The following is a 25,319-nucleotide window of genomic DNA, read 5'->3' on the forward strand; positions in this document are numbered from 1 at the left end:
ACGCCCCCTCAGGTTGTACAAGGCAATGCAGCAATGCAGCAATATGGAAGTCGCTTTGCCGCCGACGGTCTTGCACCACTGCACCAATTCATCTCGATTCAAGTACGACCACACTGCGCGATTCGACGCGGCAGATACCGCGCTCGACGCGGGCCGTTTCAATGTTCGAAACGACTTTCGACGGCAGTTCCGCAGCCGTATCGACGAACCGCCGCCAGTTCGCGTCGTCGAGCGCGGGAAGCTCAACATCGCGCCCGTCTGCGTTCATGTTGAAGATGACGTGCAACATGGGCTCGTCGAGCGCCTGTGCCGCGAGCGTGAACGCGACGAGGCGAGCCTGCGGGTCTCCCCATGAGGGCGCTCCGAGCCGTTCCCCGTGCCACGCCACATCGGGATGCGTTTGGCCATGCTCCGTACCGCCCGTGAAGAACCGGCGACGACGCAGGCTCGGGTGACGCTTGCGCAGCGCAATCATCTCGCGCACGAAACGCAGCATGTCAAGCGAGTCATCGGAGAAGCGCCAGTCCGTCCACGACAGTTCGTTGTCCTGGCAGTAAGCGTTGTTGTTGCCGCGCTGGGTACGCAGGATTTCATCGCCGGCGAGAAGCATGGGTACACCCTGGCTTAGCAGCAGGATCGCAATGAAGTTGCGCCCCTGCCGCAAACGCAGACGGACGATCGACGGATCGTTTGAGTCGCCTTCCTCGCCGCAATTCCACGAGAGGTTATCGTTGCTGCCATCGCGGTTGTCGTCGCCGTTGGCCTGGTTGCGCTTCGCGTCGTAGCTGACGAGATCGCGCAGCGTGAAGCCGTCGTGGCAGGTGACGAAGTTGATGCTGTTCACTGGCAATCTGCCGTCCGCCTGGTAAAGATCAGCGCTCCCAGCGAGACACGTGCACATCTGGCCGATCATTCCAGGATCGCCGCGCACGAAGCGCCGGATCACGTCACGGTAACGCCCGTTCCACTCGGCCCACGCCATGCCCGGAAACGCGCCGACGTGATACAGCCCCGCCGCGTCCCAGGCCTCCGCGATCAGCGGCACGCGCGCGAGTACCGGGGAAGCTTCCATTGCCCACGGCAACGGCGGCGTACCTAGCAATGCACCGCCCTCGCCGCGCGTGAATACGCTCGCGAGGTCAAAACGAAAACCGTCCACGCCGAATTCCCGAACCCAGTACTCGAGACAACGCAGGATGAACGCCGACACCAGCGGATGATTGCAGTTGACCGTATTGCCGCAGCCTGTGTAGTCGAGATAACGTCCTCCTTGCGCCGGATCGACGTGATAGAAGACTTCGTTGGCGAGCACCTTGAAATTGATCACCCGGGCCGCTCGCGCCCGCTTCCGCCGTGTGATTGAACACCACGTCCAGCAGCACCTGGATCCCGGCCGCGTGCATCGCATCGATGAACGCACGGAACTCCTGCGGCGCGCGCCCAGGTTCGACGCTATAGCCAGGATGCGGAGAGTAGAAGCTATGCGTGCTGTAGCCCCAGTAATTGACGAGGCCGATCGCTGCAGCCGGTGCAGGCACGTCCTGCTCATCGAAAGCCATCACCGGCAGCAACTCCACGTGCGTGATGCCCAAATCCTTCAGATAGGGGATTTTCTCGATCAGCCCCGAGAAGGTTCCGGGATGTTGAACGCCGCTCGACGAATCGCGCGTGAATCCACCTACATGCAGCTCGTAGATGATCGCGTCATCGAGTGTGCGCACGCTCACGTCTTCGCGTTCGCCCAGCGGTTCGGTGACGATGGCTCGCAGCGAAGCATGCTCTCGCTCCCGTACAGCGGCAGCGGGCTGGCGGCGCCATCGCCGATCGCTGACCGCGCGCGCGCCGGGATCGAGCAACTCAAAACGGCTGCTGGCTTCGTCATCCAGTTGCGGAACACCATGACGGCCGTATGCACGCCACGTGTAGCAGCATTGCTCCGGAAGGTCTTCTATCAACACATGCCAGAAATAGAATGTGCGGTTTGTTTCGGGCGTTAGTCCGACGATCTGGAACGGTGCGATGCTATCCGGCGAAGCGTAAAGCAGCAGTTCCAGGCGAGCCGCGTGCCGGCAGAAAATACAGAAATTTACGCCGCCCGGCACGACCGACGCACCAGGCGGAAATCGTGAGCCGGGCCGCGCTACATAAGTACGCTGGCTATCGACGTTAGCGCTGCTCAAGGTCGATCCTCACTGCACGAGCGTTCCATATGCGCTCGCAATACTCACCTATCGCACGATCGGACGAGAACTTGCCCGATCGCGCCGTATTCATAATCGACATTCGCGTCCACCGCCTTGCGTCCTGCCACGCGTCGCTCACACGTTGCTGACACGCGACGTAATCCGCGAAATCGGCCAGCACGAGGAACGGGTCGAATTGCAGCAGACTGTCGACAAGCGGCCTGAATACATTCGGGTCGCCCCGCGAGAAGCGCCCTTGCGCGATCTGCGAAAACACATCGCTCAGTTCGTCGTTAGACTTCACATAGTCGGAAGGACGATAGCCGTCGCGCTTGGCCTCTTCGACCTGTTGCGCGGTCAAGCCGAACAGGAAGAAGTTGTCGGCGCCCGCTTCTTCACGGATCTCCACATTCGCGCCATCGAGCGTGCCGATGGTCAGCGCGCCGTTCATCATGAACTTCATGTTGCCCGTGCCGGATGCCTCCTTGCCCGCGGTTGAAATCTGCTCCGAGAGGTCCGCGGCGGGATACACCCAATGCCCGTTTTTCACGTTGAAGTCAGGATAGAACACGACTTTCAGCCGACCGTCGATTACCGGATCGTCATTGACGACTTCCGCAATGCCCGTAATCAGGCGGATCATCAGCTTGGCCATCGCGTAGCCCGGCGCCGCCTTGCCGCCAAAGATGAAGCAGCGCGGCGCGATGTCGAGCCCCGGATCGCGGCATAGCCTCCGATACAGACTGATTATGTATAACGCGTTCAGATGTTGGCGTTTGTACTCGTGGATGCGTTTGACCTGGACGTCGAATAGCGCGTTCGGGTCGACGTCGATACCTGTTGCGTCAGCGATACGCGCCGCCAGCGCCGCCTTGTTGTCGAAGCGCATTGCACGCCACGCCTCGTGAAAGCCGTCATCGTCGGCATGCGCGGCAAGCGCGTCGAGCTCGGTCAGGTCGGCTCGCCACTTCGCGCCGATAGTCCTGTCGAGAAGACCCGCGAGCCCCGGATTGCTCAACATGAGAAAGCGGCGCGGCGTCACGCCGTTCGTCACGTTGAGAAAGCGTTGTGGATACATCTCCGCAAAATCACGCAGCACCGTCTGGCGCAAAAGATCGGAGTGCAATGCCGCGACTCCGTTGACCGCATGCGCGCCCACCGTGGCGAGATGCGCCATGCGCACCTTCTTGTCGCCGCGTTCGTCGATCAGCGACATGCGCGTCGCGCGCGCGTCGTCGGCGGGAAAAGCACACCGCACGCTGTCGAGAAAACGGTGATTGATTTCATAAATGATTTCGAGCTGGCGCGGCAGCAGGCTCTGAAAGAGCGGCAGACTCCACGTTTCAAGCGCCTCGGGCAACAGCGTGTGATTGGTGTATGCAAGAGTGCGCTGGGTGATATCCCACGCCGCATCCCAGGAAAGTCCGTGCACGTCCAGCAGCAGACGCATCAACTCGGCAACGGCGATTGATGGATGTGTATCGTTGAGTTGCGCGGCAAACAGGTCAGGAAAGTGTTCGATCGATGTGTTCTTCAATGCCGCTAGCCGCAACATATCCTGCAGCGAACACGAAACAAAAAAATACTGCTGCGCAAGCCGCAGACGCTTGCCCGCCTCGGGCTCGTCGTTCGGATAGAGAACCTTGGACAAGGTTTCAGAAACCACTTTCTCCTGCACAGCCTCGTAGTATTCGCCGGCGTTGAAATCCTGGAAGTCGAACGACTCGACCGCTTCGCTCTTCCACAGCCGAAGTACATTGCAGGTATCGACACGATAGCCCTGCACCGGCAGGTCGCAGGCAACGCCCTTCACTTGCCGCGCCGGTATCCAGTTCACGCGGAGGCGGCCTTCAGCGTCGGTCTGCTGTTGCGTGTATCCGCCGAAGCCGATGTAGTAACTCACATCCGGCCGTACGATTTCCCAGGGATTGCCGTTCTGCAGCCACTTGTCTGTCACCTCCACCTGCCAGCCGTCGCGGATAACCTGATCGAAGATGCCGAACTCGTAGTGGATGCCATAACCGATCGCCGGTATTTCCAGCGTGGAAAGCGAGTCCATGTAGCACGCGGCAAGGCGTCCGAGGCCGCCGTTGCCAAGTCCGGGTTCTTCCTCGATCGCAAGCAGCGCGTCGACATCCTGCCCCAGCGCATGCATCGCCTCGCGCGCTTCGTCTCCCATGTCGAGATTGAGCAGGTTATTGCCAAGCTGTGGGCCGATCAGAAACTCCGCGGACAGATAACAGGCGACCTTGACGTTTTGTGCGGCGTAGACTTTCGTCGACGCGGCCCAGCGCGCGAGCATCCGATCGCGCACACTGAAGGCAAGCGCCATGTACCAGTCGTGCGGGCTTGCAATGTCCGGATAGCGTCCTACCCGGCAAATCAGATTCCTGACTACGTCGTTCTGGAACGCGTAGCCGCTCACGTCGTGAGTGGCGCCTTGCGTATTCAAAGCCGCTTCCGCTACGGAAACCTCGTTCATGGTCTCGGCCCTCGCATTTCACGCCGGGGCGGGATCGGCCCCGGCTCCCGTTGGATCGCGCAACGCAGGTTCTATGCTCCGGACGGTCAATACGGCCACACCCATTCCGACAACTCCGGATTATCCGTACCGTGCTCATGCGCGTAATTCATGTTGAGGATGATCGCGTTCCTCATGTCTTCTCTTAGATGTGCGGTTCTGCCCTGCAGGCGCGGCACACGATCGAGCACGTCCAGCACCAGATTGAAGCGGTCGACCTTGTTGAGTATCGCCAGTTCGAGCGGCGTATTGATGTTGCCCTTCTCCGTGTAGCCGCGAACGTGCAGATTCTCGTGATTGCGGAATCGATACGCAAGCTTGTGAATCAGCCACGGGTAGCCGTGAAAATTGAATATCACGGGCTTGTCGACGGTAAACAGGCTGTCGAATTCGCGCTCCGTCGAGCCGTGCGGATGCTCTGTCACCGGCTGCATTTTGAACAGATCGACTACATTCACGAAGCGCAGTTTCAACTCGGGCAGACGCTCACGCAAAATGGCCGTTGCTGCGAGCGCTTCCTGCGTGGCAACGTCGCCGCATGAAGCCATCACCGCGTCGGGCTCCATGTCTTCGTCATTGCTCGCGCGCCGCCAAAGACCCATGCCTTTCGCGCAATGCACGACCCGCTTCGTCGATAGTCGTGAATTGCAGGTGCTTCTGCTTGTCGGCGACGATCACATTGATGCAGTCGGTCGAGCGCAGGCACTGATCCGCCACGACGAGCAGCGTATTGGCGTCCGGCGGCAAATAAACCCGTGTGACCGAGGGACTCTTGTTAGTCACGAGGTCGATGAAGCCGGGGTCCTGATGCGAGAAGCCGTTGTGATCCTGACGCCATACCGTCGACGAAAGCAGGATATTTTCAGAGGCCACCGAAGCCCGCCACGGCACATGGTTCTTGCATACGTCCAGCCATTTCGCGTGCTGGTTGAACATCGAGTCCACCACGTGCGCGAACGCTTCATACGTGTGAAAGAAGCCGTGGCGGCCGGAAAGCAGATAGCCTTCGAGCCACCCCATCAGCGTGTGCTCCGAGAGCATCTCCATCACGCGGCCGTCGCGCGACAGTTCGCCGCCGTCGTCGTCTTCGGGCAGCATGTCTGCCATCCACGCTTTCTTGCTGACTTCGTAAATCGACTGAAGCCGGTTCGACGCGGTCTCGTCGGGGCCGAAGACGCGGAAGGTGTCCATGTTGCAACGCATGGTGTCACGCAGAAACTGGCCGAGCGGCTGCGTGTTTTCGCGCAGCACATTGCCGGCGCGTGAAACTTCGACCGCGTAGTCGCGAAAGTCCGGCAGCTTCAGATCGCGGCGCAACAATCCGCCGTTTGCATGCGGGTTCGCGCTCATGCGGCGCGGGCCTTGCGGCGCAAGCTCGCGCAGTTCCGTAAGCAACCTTCCGGAGTCATCGAACAATTCGCCGGGCCTGTAGCCGCGCATCCAGCTTTCGAGCAGGTCGAGGTTCGCGGGGTTTCCCCTTACATCCGAGAACGGCACCTGGTGCGAACGCCATGACCCCTCGACCTTATGGCCGTTAATTTCCTTCGGCCCCGTCCAGCCCTTGGGCGTGCGCAACACGATCATCGGCCAGCGTGGACGCTCGGCATTGCCATCCGCGCGCGCTCTTTCGTGAATCGAGCGGATGTCGGCGATCACAGTATCGAGCGTGCCGGCCATTGTCTGATGCATCTGCGACGGGTCGGACCCTTCGACGAAATACGGCATATAGCCGTAGCCTTCGAGTAACGCCGCGAGTTCTCCGTGGCTGATGCGCGAGAGGATCGTCGGATTGGCGATCTTGTAGCCGTTCAGGTTCAGAATTGGCAGTACGGTGCCGTCGCGCGCGGGATTGATGAACTTGTTCGAATGCCACGCGGTCGCAAGCGGACCTGTCTCGGCCTCACCATCGCCGACCACGCAGGCCACGATCAGAGCAGGGTTGTCGAGCGCAGCGCCATAAGCGTGCGACAGGCTGTAACCGAGTTCACCGCCCTCATGAATAGAGCCGGGCGTTTCGGGCGTCACATGCGAGCCGATATGTCCCGGAAACGAGAACTGCTTGAAGAACTTCTGCATGCCTTCGGCGTCCTCGCTTTTGTCCGGGTAGACCTCCGAATAGGTGCCTTCGAGATAGGCTGGGCCGAGTACGCCAGGCGCGCCGTGCCCAGGCCCGGCCATGAAAATCATGTCCAGGTCGTCGCGCTTGATCACGCGATTCAGATGCGCCCAGACGAACGAAAGCGCGGGACTTGCGCCCCAGTGCCCAAGCAGACGGTGCTTTACATGATCGACTTTGAGGGGTTCGCGCAAAAGCGGGTTGTCCTTGAGGTAAATCATGCCGACCGAGAGGTAATTGCACGCGCGCCACCAGGCGTCGATCAGCCTTAGTTCGTCGTTGGAGAGCGCGGTTGGGTACGAGGAGTCCGATGCTCGATCGCTGCTCATGCTGGTGTCTCCTGTGCGTGCAGCCTCGGCCCCAACAAACAGGCGAGCGGCTCTACACAATAGAGATAAACGCCGGACAGGCGACAGGCAATAGGACCTTAGGCCGATGTTGGCGGGCAGCCAACCTGCTCCATTACGCCGTCGGCCGCCTGCCCGCCGCCGGGCCGGCAGCAACCAGCGGTTCGCGTGTAGGACCATGGTCCAATTGCCACAGTCGGGCGCTGCCTTCAGCATTCGAACCGTTGGCAAGTCGCGCCTCGTTGGTCCCGCTTTTCAATGTCGAGGTCCATCTCATGGACGGAGCAAAGCAGTTTTCACGCAGTCGGGACATCAATGCAAAGGTTGCCCGCATTTTGACGAAACGCAGCGCGGTCGCACACGAGCATCTGACAGAACGCGTGCGCACCGCGTCAGGTGTCGATCGCGACACTGCAGCCGCGCCGACCACGCGTGCGCCAACGCCTTGGGACACATGGTCTTACGGGCTCGACATCATTCAGCGGTCGGTCATGTTTCTCGATACGCTGCGTGAGCGCGGGACTGCGTATCGCGAGCGGGCCCGGCAGGATCCGAAACCCGTGTTGCACTTCGACTACGAGTCTGTTCTCGACGGTCGCCAGTTCGAAAGACCCGTCAACTACGCGCTGCTAAAAATCAAGCCTTCCGAAGGCGTGATCGTGGACCCGCGCAAGCGCCCTTACCTCATCATCGATCCGCGCGCCGGCCATGGCCCGGGCATTGGAGGCTTCAAGGACGACTCACAAGCCGGTGTCGCGCTGCGCGGGGGACATCCGGTGTACTTTCTCATCTTCTTTCCCGATCCAGAACCGGGCCAGACATTGCTCGACGTGTGCGCCGCCGAGCAGCAGTTCGTGAAGCGGTTGCGCACGCTACACCCCGACAGCCCGAAACCCGCGCTCGTCGGTAATTGCCAGGGCGGGTGGGCGGCGATGATGATCGCGGCGTCAGACCCGGACGACACCGGCCCGATCGTCATCAATGGCGCGCCGATGTCCTACTGGAGCGGTGCGTGGAGCGAAGGCCAGGGCGATAACCCGATGCGCTACGCCGGCGGCATACTCGGAGGCTCGTGGCTCGCGTCATTTGCCGCGGATCTCGGAGCCGGAAAATTCGACGGCGCTCATCTGGTGCAGAACTTCGAGAGCCTTAATCCGGCGAATACGCTGTGGGACAAGTACTATCACCTCTTTCATAACGTCGATACCGAACCGCCCCGCTTTCTCGACTTCGAACGCTGGTGGGGCGATTACTATCTGATGAACCGCGAGGAAATCGAGTGGATCACGCACAACCTGTTCATCGGAAACAAGCTCTGGTCTGGCGATGTGAGAGGATCAAGCGGCAAGGCATTCGATCTGCGCGAGATCCGCTCGCCGATCATTCTGTTTGCGTCGCTTGGCGATAACATCACGCCGCCGCAACAGGCATTTAACTGGGTGGCGGATCTGTACGGCAGCACCGAGGAGATCAAGGCCCGCGGCCAGGTGATCGTCGGACTCATGCATCAGGACATCGGCCATCTCGGCATCTTTGTATCGGGCAAAGTGGCAAAGAAGGAACACACGCAGATCGTCTCAGTGCTGGAAGCCATCGAATCTTTTGCGCCCGGCCTCTACGGAATGTCGATCACCGAACGGAAAGACGCAAACGGCGAAACCGAATACGAGGTCGAGTTTCGAGAACATCGGCTCGAAGAAATCGCGGCGCATTTCAACCGCTTCGAGCGCGAGGACGAAAAGCCGTTCGAAGCCGTCGCACAACTTTCCGAGTTCAACCAGCGTGCGTACGAACTGTTCGCCCAGCCGATCGTGCAGGCCATGTCGAACGAAACGACCGCGCGGCTGTTTCGCGAATTTCACCCATTGCGTTTGCAGCGCTGGGCGTTCTCGGATCTTAATCCCTGGCTCGCGTGGCTGCCGTCCGCGGCGAGCGCGGTGAAGAATCATCGCCAGCCCGCGGAAGCAGACAACCCGTGGCGCGCGATCGAGCAAAGCGGCTCGCAAATGATCAGCGCATCGCTCGATTACTATCGGGAGATGCGCGATGCAGGTACGGAGGCAACATTCTTCACGATCTACGGCAACCTGTTCTCGCTCTATCTCGCTGACGCTAAACCTGCGGCAGAAAGCGGGGCCAAAAGCGGGACCGGGCCCGACAGTGATCCTCGCGATTTGCCGTTCGTCAAGGAAGCGCTCGCGTCGATCCGCGAAGGGGGCTACACGGAAGCAATCGCACGCGCGGCCGCCCTGCTCTCGCGCAAAGGCGAGCCATTGCCGCTTTCGCGGCTCGTCACGCGCAAGGAACTGGCTCAGGCGTACGCGAGCTATCTTCCGGATCTGCCTGCCGATCAGTGGCGGCGAATTCGCGGTGAGCAGGAAATCATCGTCAGCTTCGAGCAGGATGAGGCGATTGCCACGTTGCCGGTACTTGTCGCCGACAGGAAAGATCGGGCGCGTTTCATTACGCTGCTAGACGAATTGTTGAAAGACGAACGCGTACAAAGCACCGGTCCGACTGAAGCGCAGCGGGCCATGTTCGATCGCATTCGCCAGGCACTCACGGCGAAGCCCACGCCGGGCCGCTCCGTTGCTGCGCTCGCGCGGCCATAGTCCGCCAGCCAGATGCACACGGTCCTGTTTTGCATGGAGCCTCAATGGAAGCGAAGCACAGCAAGTACCAACGACTCATCGAGCACTGCAAAAGCTTGCCGCCGATGAAAACGGCGGTCGCGCATCCGTGCGATGCGAGCTCGCTCGAGGGCGCTGTCGAAGCGGCGCGGCTGGGGCTCATCGCGCCGATACTCGTGGGGCCGGTCGAGCGTATCGAAGCCGCAGCCGCGCTGGCCGGCGTTGCGATCGCCGGCTTTGCGCTCGTCGATGCCCCGCACAGCCACGCCGCGGCAGCCGCCGCAGTGCAACTCGTGCGCGAAGGCAAGGCAGAAGCCCTGATGAAAGGCAGCCTGCATACGGACGAACTGATGGGCGCGGTGGTGAGCCGCGAGTCGGGGCTGCGTACCGAACGGCGTATCAGCCACTGCTTTGTCATGGACGTCCCGCTGCTCGAGCAGGCGCTGATCGTCACCGACGCCGCGATCAATATCGCGCCCACACTCGACGTGAAGATGGACATCTTGCAGAACGCGATCGACCTGGGTCACGCGTTGCAATTCGAGCAAGTACGCGTCGCGATTCTGTCAGCGATGGAAACCGTGAATCCGAAACTGCCTTCCACGATCGAAGCCGCCGCGCTCTGCAAAATGGTCGATCGACGTCAGGTGACGGGAGCGTTGGTAGACGGTCCGCTTGCACTGGACAACGCGATCAGTGTCGAAGCGGCCCGGATCAAGCAGATCGATTCGCAGGTGGCGGGCCGCGCCAACGTGCTGATGGTGCCCGACCTGGAAGCCGGCAACATGCTCGCGAAGAGCCTGTCGTTTCTCGCTGGTGCGGATGCGGCGGGTATCGTGCTGGGCGCCCGTGTGCCGATCGTGCTAACCAGCCGCGCCGACAGCTTGCTGACGCGCCTCGCCTCATGCGCAGTGGCGGCCCTCGTGGCAGACGCCAGGCGCACGAGCGACAAGGTGTTGAGGTAACGCCATGCCGGATGTCATTCTGGTACTGAACGCCGGTTCGTCCAGCATCAAGTTCCGCGCCTTCGGCGTAGACGGTGCGACGATGCATCTCGTGCTGCGCGGTCAGGTCGACGGTCTCGGCACGGCGCCACGCTTTATCGCCGTAGACAGCGACGGCAACACGACAACCCGCGACTGGGACGCCGATCCAACGCTCGGACACGAGGGCGCAATCGAGCATATCGGCGGCTTCCTGCGAAGCTACGGCGGAGGATATCGTCTGATCGCCGTCGGCCATCGTGTCGTACACGGCGGTCAGATGTACTCGGGCCCGGTGACGGTGACGCCCGCCGTTCTCGACGAACTGGACAAGCTGGTGCCGCTCGCACCGCTGCATCAGCCGCACAACCTGAGTCCGATACGCATCATCGCGCGAACTCGGCCCGATATCCCGCAGGTAGCCTGCTTCGATACGGCGTTTCATCGCTTGACACCCGAGGTCGCGCAGGCTTATGCGCTACCCTCGGCGATCACGGAAAGAGGCGTGCGCCGTTATGGCTTTCACGGCCTCTCCTATGAGTACATTGCGAGCGTGCTGCCTCGGATCGCACCGGCCGCGGCAGCAGGCCGATGCGTCGTAGCCCATCTCGGCAACGGCGCCAGCATGTGCGCGATGGTGGGCGGCAAGAGCGTCGCGAGCACGATGGGCTTCACCGCCGTCGATGGCCTCCCGATGGGCACACGCTGCGGCAATCTGGACCCGGGCGTAATTCTCTATCTGATCGATGCACTGAAGATGGACAAGCAGGACATCGAAGATCTGGTCTACCGGCAGTCGGGCCTGCTTGGCGTGTCCGGTATTTCGAGCGACATGCGCGCACTGCTCGCGAGCGATGCGCCACGCGCCCGTTTCGCAGTCGATATCTACACGTACAGGATCGCCCGTGAACTCGGCTCGCTAGCGGCCGCGATGCACGGCATCGACGCGCTCGTTCTCACAGCCGGCGTGGGGGAAAACGCCAGCGCGATTCGCGAGCGCATTGTGCGCGACGCCGCATGGCTCGGACTGGAACTCGACCCTGCGGCAAACGAGTCGGGCGGCCCCTGCATCAGCGCTGCGTCGAGCAAGGTATCCGTCTGGGTCATCCCGACCAATGAAGAACTCATGATAGGGCAACACACACTCGCGGCGATCCATGCCGCCGCCTCATAGAGCGAACGTACGCCCGACCGGACCCGAAGGATACCTCCATGACATCCGCCCCGCCGCAGCCGATCCTGAGTGGCGCGAAAGCGCTGGTCACAGGCATTGCCAACGAATATTCGATCGCGTACGGATGTGCGAAAGCGTTTCGCGAGCTGGGCGCGGACCTCGCGATTACCTATGCCAACGAGAAAACAAGGCCCTATGTAGAGCCGCTTGCAACGGCCCTCGGTGCATCGATCTTCGAGCCGCTCGATGCTTCGAGCCCGGGCGAGCTTGCGGCCGTGTTCGAGCGAATCGACAGGGAATGGGGCAACCTCGATATTCTCGTCCATTCGATCGCGTGGGCGCCCAAAAATGATCTGCAAGGACAGTTGATCGACAGTTCGAGCGAAGGCTTCGCGAGTGCAATGGACATTTCGTGCCACTCGTTCGTGCGCATGGCCCGCCTTGCCGCGCCTTTGATGAAAAACGGCGGCACCATGCTCACCATGAGCTATCACGGCGCAAACAGGGTAGTGCCTTCGTACAACATGATGGGACCCGTCAAGGCCGCACTGGAAGCCTGCGCCCGTTACCTTGCATATGAACTCGGCCCGAAGGGAATCCGCGTTCACGCCATTTCACCGGGGCCGCTCAAGACGAGAGCCGCATCTGGCCTGAAAGACTTCGATCTGCTACTTACGGAAGCTGCGCAACGCGCGCCGCTGGGCGAGCTGGTCGACATCATGGATGTTGGGTTTACCTGCGCCTTTCTGGCGACGCCCTACGCCCGGCGCCTGTCCGGAGAGACGCTGTATATCGACGGCGGCGTCAACATCATGGCCTGACCGCGTATCGATTCCACTAAGGGAGCACTTTATGGCTGATCTCTGGATGGGAAACGTTGAAGACAATACTTCGGATGACGAAATCAATGATTTCCTTATCAAATACGGCTTTCCGCCATTCGATCGGATCCACCGCTACCACGGAACGGGAGCGCGGCCCGCGATCGTGCTCACCTTCGACGGCACGTCGCCGGATGCGTTGCGCAATCTGCAGGCCCGAGTCCACAACATGTTCTGGAAGAGCCGGCCCATTGTCGTTCAGGTCATGCCGGAGCGCGCCGACAGGTCGTAGAAGGTAAGCGGAACGGTATGTGACTGGTCCTGGACCCCTTGCTTGCCGACCCAGGTTACCGACGGCGACGGGATCAGTTACGTCGGGAACGGCGACTCGTAGTCCTTGCACTTTGCCCGAGGTATCAGCGAGCCGCACGCCGCGCCGCGCGGTCGAGCCGCCGCCGGCCTCTTTCTCAGTAGCCGTCACCTCCGGCACGTTTGCGCCTCATCTCGGCCCACTCGATTAACGCCTGCATCGACGGCCCGAGCGCATATCCCATATCGCAAAGTTCGTACTCTACCTTCGGCGGCACTTGGGGATACACCGTTCGCCGCACGATGCCGTCTTTCTCCAGCTGCTTGAGCTGCTGAATCAGCATTTTCTGGTTGATGCCGTCAATCAGCTTCTCCAGATCGGAGAAACGCAGCGGGCCTTTTGCGGCAAACAACTGGCAAATGATGACGATCTTCCACTTGCCCTCCAGAACCCGGAGGGCCTCTGTCGTCGCCTCGGCCCATTCAAGCCGCTTCTTGGGATCTTCGCAGTTCCATTCACGCTCTTCAGACACAAACACCTCGGTACGCTACTTACTTTTTAGTCGGTACTTATCATTACAACATAAGCCAGCTAAAGTGGGCGCCACGTGCAATATCGAGGATACAGCTATGAAAATCGGGATCGTCGGAACAGGAAACATTGGCGCGTCTCTCGCCCGCAAGTTGAGCGCGGCAGGCCATGAAGTCCGCGTCGCGAACTCTCGCGGGGCGGATGGTGTTCGACAGTTCGCCGACGAGATCGGCGGGCAAGCCGTGGATGTTCGCGGCGCGGTCGAGGGCGCGCAAGTCATCATCCTGTCGATTCCGCTGCCCGCCATACAGGCGCTTCCTGCGGATTTGTTTGGTTCCGTAGCGGCTGACGCGATCGTCGTCGACACCGGCAACTACTACCCGGACATGCGCGACCCGCACATTCCGGAAATCGACGAAGGAATGCCCGAAAGCGTGTGGGTATCCCGACAGATCGGGCGCCCTGTCATCAAGGCATTCAACAACGTGCTGGCCTACACGCTCGCAGAACTGGGTCAGCCGGAGGGGACGCCTGGCCGCCTCGCCGTCGCCGTGGCGGGGGATGACCTGCGCTCCAGGGAAATCGTGATGGAGCTGGTGAATCAGACGGGCTTCGATCCGGTCGACGCGGGTTCGCTCGCAGAATCCTGGCGCCAGCAGCCATCAACTCCTGCGTATTGCTGCGACTACGACGCGGATGCCATGCGCAAGGCGCTGGCTGCGGCCGCTCCTGGAATTGCGCCCAGGATACGCGACCGGCTGCCGGAGGTTTTCGCCAGCCTCGGCCCGAATCCCACCCACGCCGATATTGTCGCGGCAAACCGTGCAACCAACATCGTTGCAGGCAAACCAGCGTCGTGAGCGGGCTAGTTGTAGCGCCGCGCTTCATCTAACGCCTCAAGCTACGGTAGCTTCGCGCTGATACCGCGACACCGGCCGCCGCAGGCCCAGGTTCTCGCGCAACGTCGCACCTTCGTATTCCGTGCGGAAGAGGCCTCTGCGCCGCAATTCCGGCAATACCAGTCGGATGAAGTCGTCGAGGCCGTCCGGCAACAGCGCCGGCATTACGTTGAAGCCGTCTGCACCATAGTTGACGAAGCGTTCCTCGAGCGCATCGGCGATATGCTTCGGGGTACCGATTAGTTGCCAATGCCCGCGTGCGCCGGCGACGCGCAGATACAAATCGCGGATCGTCAATTTCTCGCGCCGCGCCAGTTCGAGCGTCAACGACTGCCGGCTCTTGCTTGCATTGGTCTCAGGCAATTCGGGAATCGGCCCGTCGAGCGGATAGCCCGACAGATCGAAGCCGCCCGTGAGCCCGGACACCAATGCAAGTCCGACCGCCGGATCGATCAGCGCCTGTAGCGCGGCGAACTTGTCCTGCGCTTCCTGCTCGGTCGCGCCGACAATCGGCATCACGCCGGGCATGATCTTCAGATCGTCCGGGTCGCGTCCGTACTGCGCGAGGCGGCCCTTCACGTCCGCGTAGAACGCAACGGCGTCGTCCAGCGTTTGCTGCGCGGTGAAGATCACTTCGGCGGTACGCGCTGCGAGCGCCTTGCCTGCTTCCGAGGAACCCGCCTGCACGACGACCGGCCTGCCCTGAGGCGAGCGTTCGACATTCAGCGGCCCGCGCACGTTGAAGAATTCGCCGCGATGGTCGAGCACATGACGCTTTGCCGGATCGAAATAACGCCCGGCTGCTTTGTCTCGCACGAACGCGCCTTCATCCCAGCTGTCCCACAGCCCCTCGACCACTTCCGCAAACTCCACCGCGCGCTCGTAGCGGCGCGCGTGAGCGAGATGTTCGTCGAAGCCAAAGTTCTTCGCCTCGTGTGCATTCGACGACGTGACGAGGTTCCAGCCCGCTCGCCCGCCGCTAATGTGATCGAGCGACGCAAACTTGCGGGCAATGTGATACGGCTCGTTGAAGGTCGTCGACGCCGTGCCGACAAGGCCGATTCGCTCGGTGACAGCAGCCAATGCCGAGAGCAAGGTGAGCGGCTCGAACTGCGCGACGTAGCTGTGCGCTGTGCGGCTCAGGAAGTCGACGTTGTCGCCACGCGTTCCCGAGCCGTCCGCGAGGAAGACCAGATCGAACCTTGCTGCTTCGGCGGCTTGCGCAAGCCGGACGTAGTGCCGAAAGTCGCGTCCCGCATCCGCGTGACTCCCCGGATGACGCCACGCGGCGATGTGATGCCCGGTCGGATAGAGAAACGCGCCGAGGTGCAGTTGTCCTTTTCGTTGGCTCATGTGTGTGCGAAGTGTGCTTCGGATGGCGAGCGCGCGATGCTGCCGGTCGCGCGCGCCAGCGCTGTGCGTTGGCAGGATGCGCGAGACCGGCATGCACGGCGCGTTCAGGTCGGATCGGCAGCCAGGCGATTCAGCGTTCGATATACAGGTCGGCGAAATTGCCGCGTATGCCCTCGCCGCCCGGCGCATAGTTCTTCACTTTCCTCGACGAAATCGTGATATTCGGATTTGCACCGAACTCGACGGACGGAATATCGTCGTGCACGATCTGCTGAAACTGCATGAAGAGCTGGCGGCGCTGGGCATCGTCGGTAGCGACGGAGGCTGCCTCGAGCAATCGGTCTACTTCCGGATTGGAGTAGTGCGCGGCGTTCGAGAACGGCAGACCGATCTTGAAGTTCTTCGACCAGAACACTCGCTGAACTCCGACGGTCGGATCGAAGGTGTTCGAAAGCGCTTCTAGCGTGATGTCGAATGCGCGATCGGTGTACGCCCGCTTCACGTACGTGGCGAAGTCGTAACTTTCGATCTCGCCGTCGATCCCGATTCGCGCCAGCGATTGCCGGACGAAATCCGCCGCACGCGGGTCCTGGAACGGGTTGTACAGCAGCCGCAAGCCGAAGCGCTTGCCATCGGGTCCGCGCTTATAACCCGCTGCATCGAGGGCCGCGTTCGCCTGCGCGACGTCGTACGGAAAGTAGTGAATGTCGGCGTTGTGATACTTCGCGTTCGCCGTACCGATCGCGGCGGCCGACACCTGACCATATCCATACCAGACCACACGGTTCAGCGCATTGACGTCGAGCGCCTGCGAGATCGCCTTGCGGACCGCCTTGTCTTTCAGAACGGGCGTATCCAGGTTGAAAATCAACTGCTGATGATTGCTGTTGTACGCCCAGTTCGTCGTATCGACATTGAAGTTCGGCAGCGCGCTAAAGCGCTTCACATCCGATAGCGGGATGGCCTGGTCGCCGAGATTGGCAGCGCCCGACTCCAACGCCGCAGCGCGCGCCGCGCCGTCCGGCAAAAAACGCACAACGATCCTGTCGACGTAAGGCTTCGGCTTGTCCCAATAGTCGGGGTTGCGTTCGAGCACGATGTTGCTGCCGTGCACGAACGACTTGAATACAAACGGACCCGTGCCGACCGGGGCGCTGTTGTATGGGCTCGCCGCGATGTCGGTGCCCTCGTACAGGTGCCTCGGAATGATCGGCGACTCGGTGCCCGCGAGCGCCGTCAACAGAAACGGCGCGGGCCTGGAAAGCTCGATGACTGCGGTGTAAGGGTCCGGCGTTTTCACGTCGGTCACGTTGGCAAACGTGCTTCGCCCACGCGGATGCACCTGCTTTAACGTCAGGATCGAAAAGGCAACGTCGGCGGACGTGAAGGGCTTGCCGTCATGCCACTTCACACCGCGACGCAGATTGAACCGGTATTGCAGTCCGTCCGTGCTGACTACCCAGGAAGTGGCGAGCAGCGGCTTCGGGTTGAGGTTCCTGTCATACGTCAGAAGGCCCTCCACCACCTTGGGGCCGATCTCCGCATTGCCCCCGGCCGTCGTAGTGAGAGGAACAATGGAAGCCGGCTCGGGCGTCACGAGCCAGGTCAGCGTTCCACCGTGGTCGGGCGCGGCGCTCGCGCCCGCAGGCACGATCCCGATGAATGCGCTCGCCAGTAGCGCGACGAGCCGGATCGCGCGTGCCCTGTGTGTCGGTTTCATTGTGGTCCTCTTGTTGTCTTTTCGTTGTCGTTGTTGTCGCTTTGTTGTCGTTTCATTGGGCTGGCGCGGCTGCGTGCTGCGGCGCTATTGGGTCCGACTCTCGCGCCTTGAGCCGGTTGGACTTGAGATCCGGATCGTTGCGCGCGGCTTCGCGTTTCGCAAGCCAGGCAGCGCGCTTTTGCACGAGATACTCGTTGAGCGTCGTCATGTATGAGCGGTTGAAATGATGGGTGACTGGACAAGGCTAATACGCTGCACAGCATAGCCAGCCACTCCACATGAGCGAACCAAGCGATTCTTCTTTGCTTACGCTTTTGCGTTATTTCCCGCGCTGCCCAATTGCATGAGCAGATAAGGATAGAAATTATTGTTCGTTGTCCGATGTGTTGAGTTGCCGGTAAGTTTTGATGGCTCCGGTGCGCCTGCCCGAATGCGACGCCCGACCCTGAACTTCGTCTGTCACAGCATCGGATATGTCCGTCATGACCGGTTTTTTCGCGCCATTGGCGCTCATCCGCAACACCGACCGGGTCCACACGGTGCATGACCCGGTGCGCTGGAAGTACGCGGCGATCGGCGACTTCTATCCGAATGGTGTGCGGCCGCCCGCGACCGGCAAAACCTGACGCGCTGCGCCCAGGCATGCGCTTAGGCTGCATCGCCGTTGATCGCGCCGCCATCCGGCCGAAGAGCGAGACCTGACACGCGCCACGCCGAACCGAACCGCCACGTTCTCTACACCGATTATCGCCATGACCGACACCCTTCTCGCCGCCGCACCGCAAGCATTAGGACAAGCGCCGGATGCCACGCCTTTCGTGCCGGTGCGCTCGCCCGCCGACTTCCCTGCCAGTCCCGTTGCACGCGCGCTCGAACAGCCGCTGCTGCTCGGGCTCTTCCTGCCAATTCAGGCGGGCGGCTGGAGCGCGTCGACGCTGCCGCGCACCACCGACTGGAACTTCGACTACAACCTCGCGCTGGTGCAGAGAGCCGAGAGCCTCGGTTTCGATCTCGTCTTCGCACTCTCGCAGTGGCTCCCGAAAGGCGGTTACGGCGGCGTGTTCAACGGCGAGGCGCTCGACTCCTTCATGTCACTCGCGGCCATGACCGCGTGCACCGAAAAAATCATCCTGGTCGCAACCAGCCATGTGCTGTACGGGCCGTGGCATCCGCTGCATTTCGCGAAGTTCTGCGCGACGCTCGATCACATTTCGAAGGGACGCTGGGGCATCAATGTGGTCACCGGGCATCGGGCCGTCGAACACGAGATGTTCGGCTGGCATCGCATCGAGCACGATCGCCGCTATGAGCTGGCGAGCGAGTTCCTCGACGCCGTGCAACAGCTATGGGCACAGCCCGATAACTTCAGCTTTGCGCCGCCTTTGTCGAGCTGGAGGCTCGACAAGGCGTTCGTCACGCCGAAGCCGCAATACGGCCGCCCGTTGCTCGTCAATGCGACCGGCTCCGATGCGGGGATCGAGTTCGCCGCCCGCTATTCCGACGTGGTGTTCATCACGAGTCCCGCGGGCTCGGAGATCGAAGCCGCGCTCGCCGCCTTGCCCGCGCACACGGCGCGTGTGAAGGCCACTGCGGCGAAATATGGCCGCAAGATCCGCACGCTGATCAATCCCATGGTGATTTGCCGCGAAACGGCTGCCGAAGCGCTGGCCTATCGCGACGCGATCGTCGCGCATGGCGACGAAGGCAGCTTCCATCGCTTCGAGAGCGACGCGCACGCCTGGCGTGGCAATTCCGAACAGCGCAATCAGGCAGCCGCGCGCGCGGTGGGCGGCAACATTTCGATAGTCGGCTCGCCGCAGCAAATCGCCGATTACATCGTGCGGCTTCACCGGGCCGGTATCGACGGCGTGCAACTGAGCTTTTTCGATTTTCAGCCGGACCTCGAATTCTTTGGCGCACACGTGTTGCCGTTATTGCGCGAAGCCGGTCTGCGCTACTGATCCCGGACCCATCCCCCACTTTCTCTTTACTTCATGGCGAGACGCATGAGCCGACTCTGGTACACCCGCTGCCCCGCTCCGACTCCATTCGGCATTGCCGCACAGAAGGGCTGGCGTGGTGCTCTGGCGCGACGCGATGCAACGGCTTCGGCTTCCGTCTGAGGCGCCGCCATTCCGCTGCCATTGCGCTGCCATTGCGCTGCTATTCATCTCCTCTTTCTATCGAACCGTAAGATGCTTGCTCTCATCTCGCAGGCGGCGCCGCGTCGTCGCGGCACCTCGTTGTTGCTCAGCGCGCTAGGACTCGGCACCGCCCTGCTGATCTCGCTCTCGTCTTCATACGCAAGCGCGCAGACGCCTGTGCGCGGCGGCACCCTGAACTTCGTCGTCACGCCCGAGCCGACCGCGCTGGTGGATCTCGCCACGACCGCGACCAACGTGCTGAAGGTCAGCGCGAAAGTCGTCGAAGGACTGCTCGAATACGACTTCTCGTTGCAGCCGAAGCCGTCGCTTGCAACTTCATGGGACATCAGCGACGACAGCCGCAAGTATGTGTTCCATCTGCGGCACGGCGTGAAATGGCATGACGGCCAGCCGTTCACCTCCGCCGACGTCGCCTATTCGCTGCAGACACTGCGGCAGGTGCATCCGCGCGCCAAGACCACCTTCGCGAATGTGACCGCCATTACGACGCCCGATCCGTACACGGTCGTCATCACGCTGTCGAAGCCCGCGCCGTATCTGATCAAGGCGTTCTCTTCGTCGGAGACGCCGATCGTGCCGAGGCATCTGTACGAAGGCAGCGACCCGCTGACGAATCCCGCCAACAACGCGCCGATCGGCACGGGGCCATTCCGCTTCGTCAAATGGGTGCGCGGCAGCTACATCGAATACGCCCGCAACGACGACTACTGGGACAAAGGCAAGCCGTTCCTGGACAAGATTGTCGTCAAGATCATTACCGATCCTGTGGCGCGCACCGTCGCCTTCGAAGACGGCTCGATCGATCTGAGCGGCGACACGCCGGTGCCGCTGTCCGACCTCGCGCGGCTGAAGAACAGCCCGAAGCTCGCACTCGACTCGCGCGGCTACGAGTTCCAGGCCGGCGTCACCCGCATCGAATTCAATCTGGACAATCCGGTACTGAAGAACTTGCAGGTTCGCCAGGCGATTGCATCGGCGATCGACCGTGAAGTGATCCGCAAAGTGATTTTCTACGGCTACGCCACGCCGCTTGCCAGCCCGATCATTCCGTCGAGTCCTTACTACGATCCCGCGCCCGCGCCGTATCCGTATGACGTGGAGCGCGCCAACGCGCTCCTCGATGCAGCCGGCTTTCCACGCAAGGCCGACGGCACACGCTTCGCGCTGAGGGTCGATCCGTTGCCGATCGGCGAGTTGCCCGCTCGCACCGCTGCCTACGTGAAGTCGGCGCTCGCCAGAGTCGGCATTGCGGTCACCGTGCGCAGCCAGGACCTACCCGCGTATCTGAAGCGGATCTACACCGACCGCGACTTCGATTTTTCGATCAACGGCATGAGCAATCTGTTCGATCCGGTGGTCGGCGTCGCGCGCCTCTACACGACCGGCAACTTCCGGCGCGGCGTGCCGTTCACGAACGGCTCGCACTACAGCAATCCGCAGATCGATCGACTGTTCGCACAGGCGGCCGAAGAAACGGACGAGGCGAAGCGCAAGCAACTGTTCTCGCAGATCCAGCAGATTCTGGAGCGCGACCTGCCCGACCTGAATCTCGTCGCTCCGCGATATCTCACCGTGTATTCACGCGCGGTTCACAACCATACGACTGGCCCGGACGGGGTCTCGGCAAGTTTCGCCGACGTCTGGCTGCAACGTTGAAACGATCCCCACTCACTCTGACGGAACTGTACTCACATGGAATATAGACAACTCGGCCGCAGCGGCATCAAGGTTTCCGCACTCACGCTCGGCACGATGATGTTCGGCGGCCCGACCGACGAAGCGACCTCCGCGCGCATCGTCGGAGAGGCGCTGGAGCAAGGCGTCAATTCGATCGACACCGCGGACGTCTACGGCAAGGGAGAATCGGAGCGCGTAGTGGGCCGCGCGATCGCCGCGCAGCGCGAGCGCTGGGTGCTCGCCACCAAATTCGCCAACCCGCTCGACGAACGCGACGTGAACGCCCGAGGCGCGTCGCGCAAACACATCCAACGCGCAGTCGAAGCGAGCCTCACGCGCCTCGGCACCGACTATATCGACGTGCTGTACCTGCATCGCGAGGATCATTGGACGCCCGTGGAAGAATCCGTGCGTGCGCTCAACGATCTGATCCGCGCCGGCAAGCTGCGCTACTACGGGCTGTCGAATCATCGGGCGTGGAAGATCGCGGAATTCGCGCATACGGCGCAGGCCCTCGGGCTCGACGCGCCTGTCGCGAGTCAGCCGCTCTACAACATCGCCAACCGCCAGGCCGAAGCCGAACAGCTGACGGCGGCGCACCGCTACGGTCTCGGCGTGATTTCGTACAGTCCGCTCGCCCGTGGCGTGCTGACCGGTAAGTACGAACCCGGCGCGGCCCCTCGCGCCGACACGCGCGCGGGCCGCAGCGACAGGCGTCTGCATCAGACCGAGTGGCGGCCGGAATCCATCGAACTGGCCCGCCGAGTCGGTGAGCATGCGCAGGCGCGCGGACTGTCGGCGGGTCAATTCGCGCTTGCGTGGGTGCTCAATAGCCGCTACATCAGCTCGACCATTGCCGGACCGCGCACCGAGGCGCAGTGGCAGGACTATTTACCCGCGCTCGCCTACCGCTTAAGCGCGGAAGACGAAGCATTCGTCGATTCGCTCGTTACCACGGGCCATCCATCGACGCCGGGTTTCAACGATCCGGGGCATCCGTTCTTCGGGCGCCTCGTTCGTCATGGCGACACAACGTAAGACGGCAACCGGATTCGAGTGGACATGACCGGGCACGACGTGATCGCCGATCAAGCCGGCATCGAGCTCGTTCCGTTGGAATCGACACGGGCGCCAGTGATTCGAGGCACCCGCCTCACGCGGCCCGCGCGTCCTCGGACTTGCGGCCCGGTACTGCGTCGAGCAACGTGCGGGTGTACGGATGCTGCGGCGCACGCCAGATCTCGCGATGGTCGCCGCTTTCGACAATCCGTCCGGCCTGCATCACATGCACCCGGTCGGCGATATAGCGCACCACCGACAGATCGTGCGAGATGAACAGATACGCAAGTCCGAGATCGCGTTTCAGGTCGACGAGGAGGTTGAGAACCTGCGCCTGAATCGACACGTCGAGCGCGGACACCGGTTCGTCGCAGATCAGAAGATCGGGCTCCAGCACGAGCGCGCGTGCAATGCCGATGCGTTGCCGCTGGCCACCGGAAAACTCATGCGGAAAGCGCTGCTGCGCGCTGCCCGGCAAGCCCACTCGGTCGAGTATTGCCGCAATGCGCGTGCGGCGTCGCCGTGCATCGCTCACACCATTGACCACCAGAACGGTGTCGAGGATTTCGCCGACAGTACGCCGCGGATTGAGCGACGCATACGGGTCCTGAAACACCATCTGCACGTGGCGGCGCAAAGGCCGCAACTCGCGCTCGCGAAGCGGCACGAGATCGGTGCCCCGTAAGCGGATCTGGCCGCCCGAGGCCGGCACGAGCCGCAGAATGGCTTTCGACAGCGTCGACTTTCCACAACCCGACTCGCCGACCAGACCCACCGTTTCGCCGGGTGCGATCTGGAGGGACACGCCATCCACTGCACGCAGCATCGTCTTGCCATGACGCTGCGGATAGTCGATCCGGACGTCGTGCAACGAGAGCAACGGCGCGTCGACGCTTGCGGCGTTGTCCGCCTCCCGCCGCGCGTCGTCTTCGCTCGAGTACGGCGCGCGCGGGATCACCGAAAAGGCTGCGCTGCCGTCGTCCGATCGAACATGACGGATCTCCGGCAATTTCCAGCCGCGATAGTGCAGATCGTCGACGAGATTCAACGACGCGCCAAGCAATCCGCGCGTGTAGGCATGTTCGGGCCGCGCGAAGAGTTGCGAAGTGGCCGCCTGCTCCACCACCCGGCCCGCCAGCATGACCGCGACGCGATCGGCGTGTTGTGCGACCACGCCCAGATCGTGCGTGATCAGCAGCAACGACATGGACAGTTCGCGTTTCAGGCCGTCCAGCAGTTCGAGAATGCGCGCCTGGATCGTGACGTCGAGCGCGGTAGTCGGTTCGTCCGCAATCAGCAGGCGCGGCCGGCATGCCACGGCCATTGCTATCATCACGCGCTGCCGTTGGCCGCCGGAAAGCTCGTGCGGATAGTCGAACACGCGCCGTTGCGGCTCGGGAATGCGCACAAGGTCGAGTAACTCCACGGCCCTCTTCCATGCCGCGGTTTTAGACAGGTTCTCGTGCTGACGCAATGTTTCGACGATCTGTGCGCCGATCGACAGAACCGGATTGAGCGAAGTCATCGGCTCCTGAAAGATCATGGAGATCTGCTGGCCGCGCACAGCGCGTATCTCTGAGGCGGACAGATCGAGCAGATCGCGGCCATCGAAACGCACGCTGCCGCTCACACGCCCCGGGCTGGGCACGAGGCGCATCAGCGATAGCGCGGTGGCCGACTTGCCGCAACCCGACTCGCCCACCAACGCGAGCGTCTCGCCCCGGGCAACCTCAAAACCGATTCCACGTACCGCTTCGTGCGCGCCGAAGCTGACGCGCAAATCGCGTACTTCGAGCAGGTTGTCGGCTTTGCTCACGCCTTGCGTCCTCGCGTTCATGGTCAGGTACGCTCCCGCAAACGCGGATTCAACGCGTCGTTCAGGCCGTCCCCGAGGAGGTTCAACGCCAACACGGCGACGACGATCGCGGTGCCCGGAACCGCCGTCAAATACCACGCCGTTCGCAACGAATCGCGCCCCGCGCCGATCATGGCGCCCCAGCTCACGACATTCGGATCGCCCATGCCGAGAAACGACAGCGACGACTCGATCAGGATCGCGCTCGCCACCATCACCGAAGCGGTCACGATCACCGGCGGCAGTGCGTTGGGCAAAATCTCGCCGAATATGATGCGCGCGTTGCCGAAGCCCTGAGTGCGCGCCGCCAGTACGAAATCGGCCTCGCGCAGCGTGCGAAACTCGGCGCGCACGATTCGCGCAACAGTAGGCCACGACGCGACGCCGATAGCGAGCGCAATCACCTCCACACTCGGCCGGCCAATCGCAACGATCACGATCACCAGCAGGAACGAAGGAATAGTCTGGAACAGCTCGGTTACACGAACCAGCACGTTGTCGACCAGACCGCCGAAGAAGCCGCCCACGGCGCCCACCAGCGTACCGATGAGCAGCCCGATACCAGCCGCCGACGCTCCGATCAGAAGCGACACGCGCGTACCGTGAGCAATGCCCGCCGCCACGTCGCGACCAAGGGAATCGGTGCCGAGCCAGTATTGCGGATCGCTGCCCGGCCATTCGAAAGGCGCGGCGACCATGTCGAGCGGATCGCCGGGAAACAGATGCGGTGCGGCGAGCGCCAGCACGATGAAGGCAGCGAGCAGGACAAGACCGCTCAACGCCGACGGATTGCCGGCGAGCGTGCGCAGCACGCCGCGTCCGCTGCGCCGTGACAATCCGGCCGCAGCGATCCGCTCACGGCGCTGGCCGAACAGCGCACCGGCCAGTTGACGCCGCCATGAAGACGATCCGGCAGACTGCTTCGGCGTCGTCGAAATGATATTGGAGGATTCGGAAGCCATTGCGTCTCTCAGG

16 protein-coding genes and 2 pseudogenes are annotated in these 25,319 nt (G+C 62.0%); 10 read left to right on the forward strand and 8 right to left on the reverse strand.

Annotation, left to right across the window (positions count from 1 at the left end):
* Positions 1 to 88: 88 nt before the first annotated feature.
* From ABIE53_RS31080 to ABIE53_RS31090, 3 genes and pseudogenes are all read right to left on the reverse strand, one after another.
* A pseudogene (locus ABIE53_RS31080) lies at positions 89 to 2,180 on the reverse strand (glycogen debranching protein).
* Positions 2,167 to 4,665: a glycogen/starch/alpha-glucan phosphorylase gene (locus ABIE53_RS31085; protein ID WP_192700271.1), complete on the reverse strand. Its 2,499-nt coding sequence runs from the start codon at positions 4,663 to 4,665 to the stop codon at positions 2,167 to 2,169. Before ABIE53_RS31085 ends, ABIE53_RS31080 begins: the two are co-directional and overlap by 14 nt.
* A gap of 86 nt (positions 4,666 to 4,751) precedes the next feature.
* Positions 4,752 to 7,149: pseudogene (locus ABIE53_RS31090) on the reverse strand (phosphoketolase family protein).
* 293 nt (positions 7,150 to 7,442) lie between these two features.
* Between ABIE53_RS31090 and ABIE53_RS31095 the strand changes: the two are divergent.
* Genes ABIE53_RS31095 through ABIE53_RS31115 form a run of 5 tightly spaced genes read left to right on the forward strand, consistent with a single transcriptional unit; the run spans position 7,443 to position 13,067 of the window.
* On the forward strand, positions 7,443 to 9,779 hold the full coding sequence (locus ABIE53_RS31095; RefSeq protein WP_192700273.1) for a DUF3141 domain-containing protein: 2,337 nt from the start codon (positions 7,443 to 7,445) through the stop codon (positions 9,777 to 9,779).
* Between the two features lie 44 nt (positions 9,780 to 9,823).
* Positions 9,824 to 10,762 (forward strand): phosphate acetyltransferase, encoded by a 939-nt coding sequence (locus ABIE53_RS31100; protein ID WP_006051618.1) that lies wholly within the window; start codon positions 9,824 to 9,826, stop codon positions 10,760 to 10,762.
* 4 nt (positions 10,763 to 10,766) lie between these two features.
* The gene (locus tag ABIE53_RS31105; protein WP_192700274.1) at positions 10,767 to 11,954 is read left to right on the forward strand and encodes an acetate/propionate family kinase; all 1,188 of its coding nucleotides are present in this window, start codon (positions 10,767 to 10,769) and stop codon (positions 11,952 to 11,954) included.
* Between the two features lie 38 nt (positions 11,955 to 11,992).
* Complete coding sequence (gene fabI / locus ABIE53_RS31110) at positions 11,993 to 12,775, forward strand: enoyl-ACP reductase FabI (protein ID WP_192700275.1); 783 nt, start codon at positions 11,993 to 11,995, stop codon at positions 12,773 to 12,775.
* A gap of 31 nt (positions 12,776 to 12,806) precedes the next feature.
* The gene (locus tag ABIE53_RS31115) at positions 12,807 to 13,067 is read left to right on the forward strand and encodes an RNA recognition motif domain-containing protein (protein ID WP_107707964.1); all 261 of its coding nucleotides are present in this window, start codon (positions 12,807 to 12,809) and stop codon (positions 13,065 to 13,067) included.
* Positions 13,068 to 13,242: 175 nt separating this feature from the next.
* Here ABIE53_RS31115 and ABIE53_RS31120 read toward each other — a convergent pair whose 3' ends face one another.
* Positions 13,243 to 13,617, reverse strand: a complete 375-nt coding sequence (locus ABIE53_RS31120) for a winged helix-turn-helix transcriptional regulator (protein ID WP_053860464.1) — start codon at positions 13,615 to 13,617, stop codon at positions 13,243 to 13,245.
* Positions 13,618 to 13,714: 97 nt separating this feature from the next.
* Here ABIE53_RS31120 and ABIE53_RS31125 point away from each other — a divergent pair, with 97 nt between their 5' ends.
* Complete coding sequence (locus ABIE53_RS31125; protein WP_192700276.1) at positions 13,715 to 14,476, forward strand: NADPH-dependent F420 reductase; 762 nt, start codon at positions 13,715 to 13,717, stop codon at positions 14,474 to 14,476.
* 36 nt (positions 14,477 to 14,512) lie between these two features.
* Here the strand turns inward: ABIE53_RS31125 and ABIE53_RS31130 are convergent, their stop codons facing one another.
* Both ABIE53_RS31130 and ABIE53_RS31135 read right to left on the reverse strand, forming a co-directional pair.
* A complete protein-coding gene (locus ABIE53_RS31130) occupies positions 14,513 to 15,868 on the reverse strand; it encodes an LLM class flavin-dependent oxidoreductase (protein WP_006051624.1) in 1,356 nt (451 codons plus the stop codon).
* Between the two features lie 130 nt (positions 15,869 to 15,998).
* Complete coding sequence (locus tag ABIE53_RS31135) at positions 15,999 to 17,588, reverse strand: ABC transporter substrate-binding protein (protein ID WP_310076432.1); 1,590 nt, start codon at positions 17,586 to 17,588, stop codon at positions 15,999 to 16,001.
* Between the two features lie 482 nt (positions 17,589 to 18,070).
* Between ABIE53_RS31135 and ABIE53_RS31145 the strand changes: the two genes are divergently transcribed.
* The 4 genes from ABIE53_RS31145 to ABIE53_RS31160 all read left to right on the forward strand — a co-directional run bounded on the left by ABIE53_RS31145 (position 18,071) and on the right by ABIE53_RS31160 (position 22,468).
* The gene (locus ABIE53_RS31145) at positions 18,071 to 18,214 is read left to right on the forward strand and encodes a hypothetical protein (protein WP_006051627.1); all 144 of its coding nucleotides are present in this window, start codon (positions 18,071 to 18,073) and stop codon (positions 18,212 to 18,214) included.
* A gap of 126 nt (positions 18,215 to 18,340) precedes the next feature.
* The gene (locus ABIE53_RS31150; RefSeq protein ID WP_114157450.1) at positions 18,341 to 19,549 is read left to right on the forward strand and encodes an LLM class flavin-dependent oxidoreductase; all 1,209 of its coding nucleotides are present in this window, start codon (positions 18,341 to 18,343) and stop codon (positions 19,547 to 19,549) included.
* Positions 19,550 to 19,783: 234 nt separating this feature from the next.
* Complete coding sequence (locus ABIE53_RS31155; RefSeq protein ID WP_192700277.1) at positions 19,784 to 21,409, forward strand: ABC transporter substrate-binding protein; 1,626 nt, start codon at positions 19,784 to 19,786, stop codon at positions 21,407 to 21,409.
* 36 nt (positions 21,410 to 21,445) lie between these two features.
* Positions 21,446 to 22,468 (forward strand): aldo/keto reductase, encoded by a 1,023-nt coding sequence (locus ABIE53_RS31160; RefSeq protein ID WP_006051630.1) that lies wholly within the window; start codon positions 21,446 to 21,448, stop codon positions 22,466 to 22,468.
* A 115-nt stretch (positions 22,469 to 22,583) separates the two neighbouring features.
* Here ABIE53_RS31160 and ABIE53_RS31165 read toward each other — a convergent pair whose 3' ends face one another.
* Together ABIE53_RS31165 and ABIE53_RS31170 are read right to left on the reverse strand one after the other, a co-directional pair.
* Entirely contained in the window at positions 22,584 to 24,326 is a 1,743-nt protein-coding gene (locus ABIE53_RS31165) for an ABC transporter ATP-binding protein (RefSeq protein WP_006051631.1), read from the reverse strand.
* Between the two features lie 2 nt (positions 24,327 to 24,328).
* Positions 24,329 to 25,306 (reverse strand): ABC transporter permease, encoded by a 978-nt coding sequence (locus ABIE53_RS31170; RefSeq protein ID WP_006051632.1) that lies wholly within the window; start codon positions 25,304 to 25,306, stop codon positions 24,329 to 24,331.
* Positions 25,307 to 25,319 lie beyond the last annotated feature (13 nt).

It is taken from the genome of Paraburkholderia sp. OAS925, from assembly GCF_040543975.1.
Classification (GTDB): Bacteria; Pseudomonadota; Gammaproteobacteria; order Burkholderiales; family Burkholderiaceae; genus Paraburkholderia; species Paraburkholderia graminis.

What these genes read in the sequence shown, in the direction of transcription:
- ABIE53_RS31170 (WP_006051632.1), bottom strand. Translation starts at nt 25,306, where the DNA reads ATGGCTTCCGAATCCTCCAATATCATTTCGACGACGCCGAAGCAGTCT.
- ABIE53_RS31130 (WP_006051624.1), bottom strand. Translation starts at nt 15,868, where the DNA reads ATGAGCCAACGAAAAGGACAACTGCACCTCGGCGCGTTTCTCTATCCG.
- ABIE53_RS31085 (WP_192700271.1), bottom strand. Translation starts at nt 4,665, where the DNA reads ATGAACGAGGTTTCCGTAGCGGAAGCGGCTTTGAATACGCAAGGCGCC.
- ABIE53_RS31160 (WP_006051630.1), top strand. Translation starts at nt 21,446, where the DNA reads ATGGAATATAGACAACTCGGCCGCAGCGGCATCAAGGTTTCCGCACTC.
- ABIE53_RS31105 (WP_192700274.1), top strand. Translation starts at nt 10,767, where the DNA reads ATGCCGGATGTCATTCTGGTACTGAACGCCGGTTCGTCCAGCATCAAG.
- ABIE53_RS31135 (WP_310076432.1), bottom strand. Translation starts at nt 17,588, where the DNA reads ATGAAACCGACACACAGGGCACGCGCGATCCGGCTCGTCGCGCTACTG.
- ABIE53_RS31165 (WP_006051631.1), bottom strand. Translation starts at nt 24,326, where the DNA reads ATGAACGCGAGGACGCAAGGCGTGAGCAAAGCCGACAACCTGCTCGAA.
- ABIE53_RS31125 (WP_192700276.1), top strand. Translation starts at nt 13,715, where the DNA reads ATGAAAATCGGGATCGTCGGAACAGGAAACATTGGCGCGTCTCTCGCC.
- ABIE53_RS31145 (WP_006051627.1), top strand. Translation starts at nt 18,071, where the DNA reads ATGACCGGTTTTTTCGCGCCATTGGCGCTCATCCGCAACACCGACCGG.
- ABIE53_RS31150 (WP_114157450.1), top strand. Translation starts at nt 18,341, where the DNA reads ATGACCGACACCCTTCTCGCCGCCGCACCGCAAGCATTAGGACAAGCG.
- ABIE53_RS31095 (WP_192700273.1), top strand. Translation starts at nt 7,443, where the DNA reads ATGGACGGAGCAAAGCAGTTTTCACGCAGTCGGGACATCAATGCAAAG.
- fabI (WP_192700275.1), top strand. Translation starts at nt 11,993, where the DNA reads ATGACATCCGCCCCGCCGCAGCCGATCCTGAGTGGCGCGAAAGCGCTG.
- ABIE53_RS31100 (WP_006051618.1), top strand. Translation starts at nt 9,824, where the DNA reads ATGGAAGCGAAGCACAGCAAGTACCAACGACTCATCGAGCACTGCAAA.
- ABIE53_RS31115 (WP_107707964.1), top strand. Translation starts at nt 12,807, where the DNA reads ATGGCTGATCTCTGGATGGGAAACGTTGAAGACAATACTTCGGATGAC.
- ABIE53_RS31155 (WP_192700277.1), top strand. Translation starts at nt 19,784, where the DNA reads ATGCTTGCTCTCATCTCGCAGGCGGCGCCGCGTCGTCGCGGCACCTCG.